The organism is Neisseria sp. P0021.S005 (genome assembly GCF_051956955.1).
Genome location: NZ_JBQCWY010000327.1, coordinates 1 through 3,349, shown reverse-complemented (window position 1 = coordinate 3,349; position 3,349 = coordinate 1). Strand labels below are relative to the sequence as shown.

Annotated in this window: 3 protein-coding genes; 2 read left to right on the top strand and 1 reads right to left on the bottom strand. The window is 49.3% G+C overall.

The window, feature by feature from the left end; translation table 11 throughout:
• Positions 1-1,733: translational GTPase TypA (typA, locus tag ACTHUE_RS13590; protein ID WP_440423737.1), on the top strand; the 1,733-nt coding region annotated here is incomplete at its 5' end.
• 101 nt (positions 1,734-1,834) lie between these two features.
• Here typA and ACTHUE_RS13585 read toward each other — a convergent pair.
• Positions 1,835-2,791 carry an AraC family transcriptional regulator gene (locus ACTHUE_RS13585; protein ID WP_070461820.1) on the bottom strand — a complete coding sequence of 319 codons (957 nt, stop codon included), beginning with the start codon at positions 2,789-2,791 and terminating at the stop codon, positions 1,835-1,837.
• A 128-nt stretch (positions 2,792-2,919) separates the two neighbouring features.
• On the opposite strand from ACTHUE_RS13585, the gene ACTHUE_RS13580 reads away from it, so the two are divergent.
• Positions 2,920-3,255: a carboxymuconolactone decarboxylase family protein gene (locus tag ACTHUE_RS13580; protein WP_003686488.1), complete on the top strand. Its 336-nt coding sequence runs from the start codon at positions 2,920-2,922 to the stop codon at positions 3,253-3,255.
• Positions 3,256-3,349 lie beyond the last annotated feature (94 nt).

The following is a 3,349-nucleotide window of genomic DNA, read 5'->3' as shown; positions in this document are numbered from 1 at the left end:
AGTCCGGTACATTCCGTTCCAACCAGCAAGTCGAAGAACGCGTCATGGACAGCAACGATCTTGAAAAAGAACGCGGCATTACCATTCTCGCTAAAAATACCGCCATCGAATACGAAGGCTACCACATCAACATCGTAGATACCCCGGGACACGCCGATTTTGGTGGCGAAGTGGAACGTGTATTGGGCATGGTTGACTGCGTCGTACTGTTGGTTGACGCACAAGAAGGCCCTATGCCGCAAACCCGTTTCGTGACCAAAAAAGCCTTGGCTTTGGGTCTGAAACCTATCGTTGTTATCAACAAAATCGACAAACCGTCTGCCCGTCCAAGCTGGGTTATCGACCAAACATTCGAATTGTTCGACAACCTGGGCGCAACCGACGAACAATTGGACTTCCCTATCGTCTATGCTTCCGGCCTGTCCGGCTTTGCCAAACTGGATGAGAACGACGAGAGCAGCGATATGCGTCCTCTGTTCGAGACCATTTTGAAACACACGCCTGCACCAAGCGGCAGCGCGGACGAAACGCTGCAACTCCAAATTTCCCAACTGGACTACGACAACTATACCGGCCGCCTCGGTATCGGCCGCATCCTGAACGGCCGCATCAAACCCGGCCAAGTTGTTGCCGTGATGAATCATGAAGAACAAGTTGCCCAAGGCCGCATCAACCAGCTGTTGGGCTTCCAAGGCTTGGAACGCGTACCTTTGGAAGAAGCTGAAGCCGGCGATATCGTGATTATTTCCGGTATCGAAGACATCGGTATCGGCGTAACCATTACCGACAAAGACAATCCTAAAGGCTTGCCTATGTTGAGCGTGGACGAGCCTACCTTGACCATGGACTTTATGGTCAATACTTCTCCTTTGGCCGGTACTGAAGGCAAATTCGTGACTTCCCGCCAAATCCGCGACCGCCTGCAAAAAGAATTGCTGACCAACGTTGCCCTGCGTGTTGAAGATACTGCCGACGCTGATGTATTCCGCGTTTCCGGCCGTGGCGAATTGCACCTGACCATTTTGTTGGAAAACATGCGCCGTGAAGGCTTTGAATTGGCAGTCGGTAAACCGCGCGTGGTATTCCGTGAAATCAACGGTCAAAAATGCGAGCCTTACGAAAACCTGACCGTGGACGTACCTGATGACAACCAAGGTGCCGTTATGGAAGAGCTTGGCCGTCGCCGTGGCGAATTGACCAATATGGAAAGCGACGGTAATGGCCGTACCCGTCTGGAATACCACATTCCTGCACGCGGTCTGATCGGTTTCCAAGGCGAATTCCTGACTTTGACCCGCGGCACCGGCTTGATGAGCCACGTTTTTGACGACTATGCTCCGGTTAAACCTGATATGCCCGGCCGTCACAACGGCGTACTGGTTTCTCAAGAGCAAGGTGAAGCCGTTGCTTACGCCCTGTGGAACTTGGAAGACCGCGGCCGTATGTTCGTTTCTCCAAACGACAAAGTCTACGAAGGTATGATTATCGGTATTCACAGTCGCGACAACGACTTGGTGGTAAACCCTCTGAAAGGTAAAAAACTGACCAACGTCCGCGCCAGCGGTACAGATGAAGCCGTGCGCCTGACTACGCCGATCAAATTGACTTTGGAAGGCGCAGTTGAGTTCATCGACGATGACGAACTGGTTGAAATTACGCCACAATCCATCCGCCTGCGTAAACGCTACCTGAGCGAATTGGAACGTCGCCGTCATTTCAAAAAACTGGACTAATTCTGTTTGATTGATACGTTTTAAAATTAAGGCCGTCTGAAAAGTGTTTTAGAAATCCTAGATTTCATTTTCACACTTTCAGACGGCCTTTTATCATCTGTTCAAATAAAGTAAATCGGTATTTCTTCCGCTTGTACTGCCGCTTCATCAGCGCGATCATTTTTTCGATATTGCCCCGGCGATATCCCATATTGCTTTTTAAATGCCTTGCCAAAATGCGTTTCCGATTGAAAACCCACCGAGAGCGCAACCGATAAAACCGAATCCGCCGTCTGTTTCAACAATAATGCCCCCTGCTGTAAGCGGATACTGTTTACAAAGGCATGCGGGCTTGTTCCCGTCTGCTGCTTAAATACCCGCATCAACTGGGCGCGAGATAAGTTGGCCATCGCGGTCATTTTCTCGATATTCCATTCCTCTTCCGGCTTATCCACTACTGCCTGAAGCAGATTCCGCAGGCGTTTATCCTGCCAACCATTCAGCAAACCGCTTAATTGCGCTTCCCCATTTTTCTCTAGGCTGGCTCGAAGTAGAAATACCAACAACACCGAAGCCAATGCGTTCACAACCGCTACCGAACCTGACAAAGCTTGACCGCTCTCATATTGCAATAACGCCACCAAATACTGCAAAGAAGGATGGTTGATATTCAGTAAAACCGTATCAGGCAGCCCCGCCATAATATCCGCCTGCGCTTCATATTCAAACCGTGCACAGAAAAGATGCAAAGCCGCATCGCCTCCTGCATGACTTTGCTTGACTTTAAATGCGCCTTTTTCACTCGTCAGCACATTAACACCAAGATTTTCACAACTGCTATCGCTGCTCAAAGTATGCCCTACACTACGCGGGAAAAAAATGACATCCCCCGCACTCAGCAGCCTTGCCTCTTGCTCCCCATCAATTCGGATATAACCCGAACCGGCAGTTACGATATGCACCAAACCATGCGCACGCTTGGGCTCATGCCGCACATACCACTTCCCCCGAAAAAGACATTGAACATCCACGCTGCCTTTTACCTGCGCCAATTCGACCAGCCTATCCAAAATATCCATAGTGTTTTTTACCAATAAATGAGATGTTTTGACGATTTTATTCTTCCAATTATTGCAATAATACACACACTAAACACAAACGGATAGGATTTTTTATCTTATCCACTCACATTAAGAAAGGACATATCATGTTTAAAGACTGGCCTGAACATACCGCCTTGGTAAAAAAAGCATTCGGTGAACTGGGTAAAAACCATCCTAAAATGCTGCAAGCCTACGGCGCACTGGATCAAGCAGCCGCTGCCGAAGCACTGGATGCCAAAACACGCGAACTGATCGCCATCGCCGTTGCCATTACCACACGTTGCGAAAGCTGTATCAGCGTGCATGCTGCCGCTGCAGCTAAAGCAGGTGCAACCGAAAGCGAAATCGCCGGCGCATTGGCCACCGCTATCGCTCTGAATGCAGGTGCCGCTTATACCTACGCTTTGCGCGCTTTGGAAGCAGTAGAAACCCAACGCTAATCGGTTTGTAAAATCAGGCCGTCTGAAAGCCAACTCCCCTTTCAGACGGCCTGATGAAATGCTAAACTGATAAAGTTATCATATTGTTTTCTGT

Excerpts from the sequence above, each read along its gene's own strand:
- ACTHUE_RS13580 (WP_003686488.1), top strand. The coding sequence starts at position 2,920 with ATGTTTAAAGACTGGCCTGAACATACCGCCTTGGTAAAAAAAGCATTC.
- ACTHUE_RS13585 (WP_070461820.1), bottom strand. The coding sequence starts at position 2,791 with ATGGATATTTTGGATAGGCTGGTCGAATTGGCGCAGGTAAAAGGCAGC.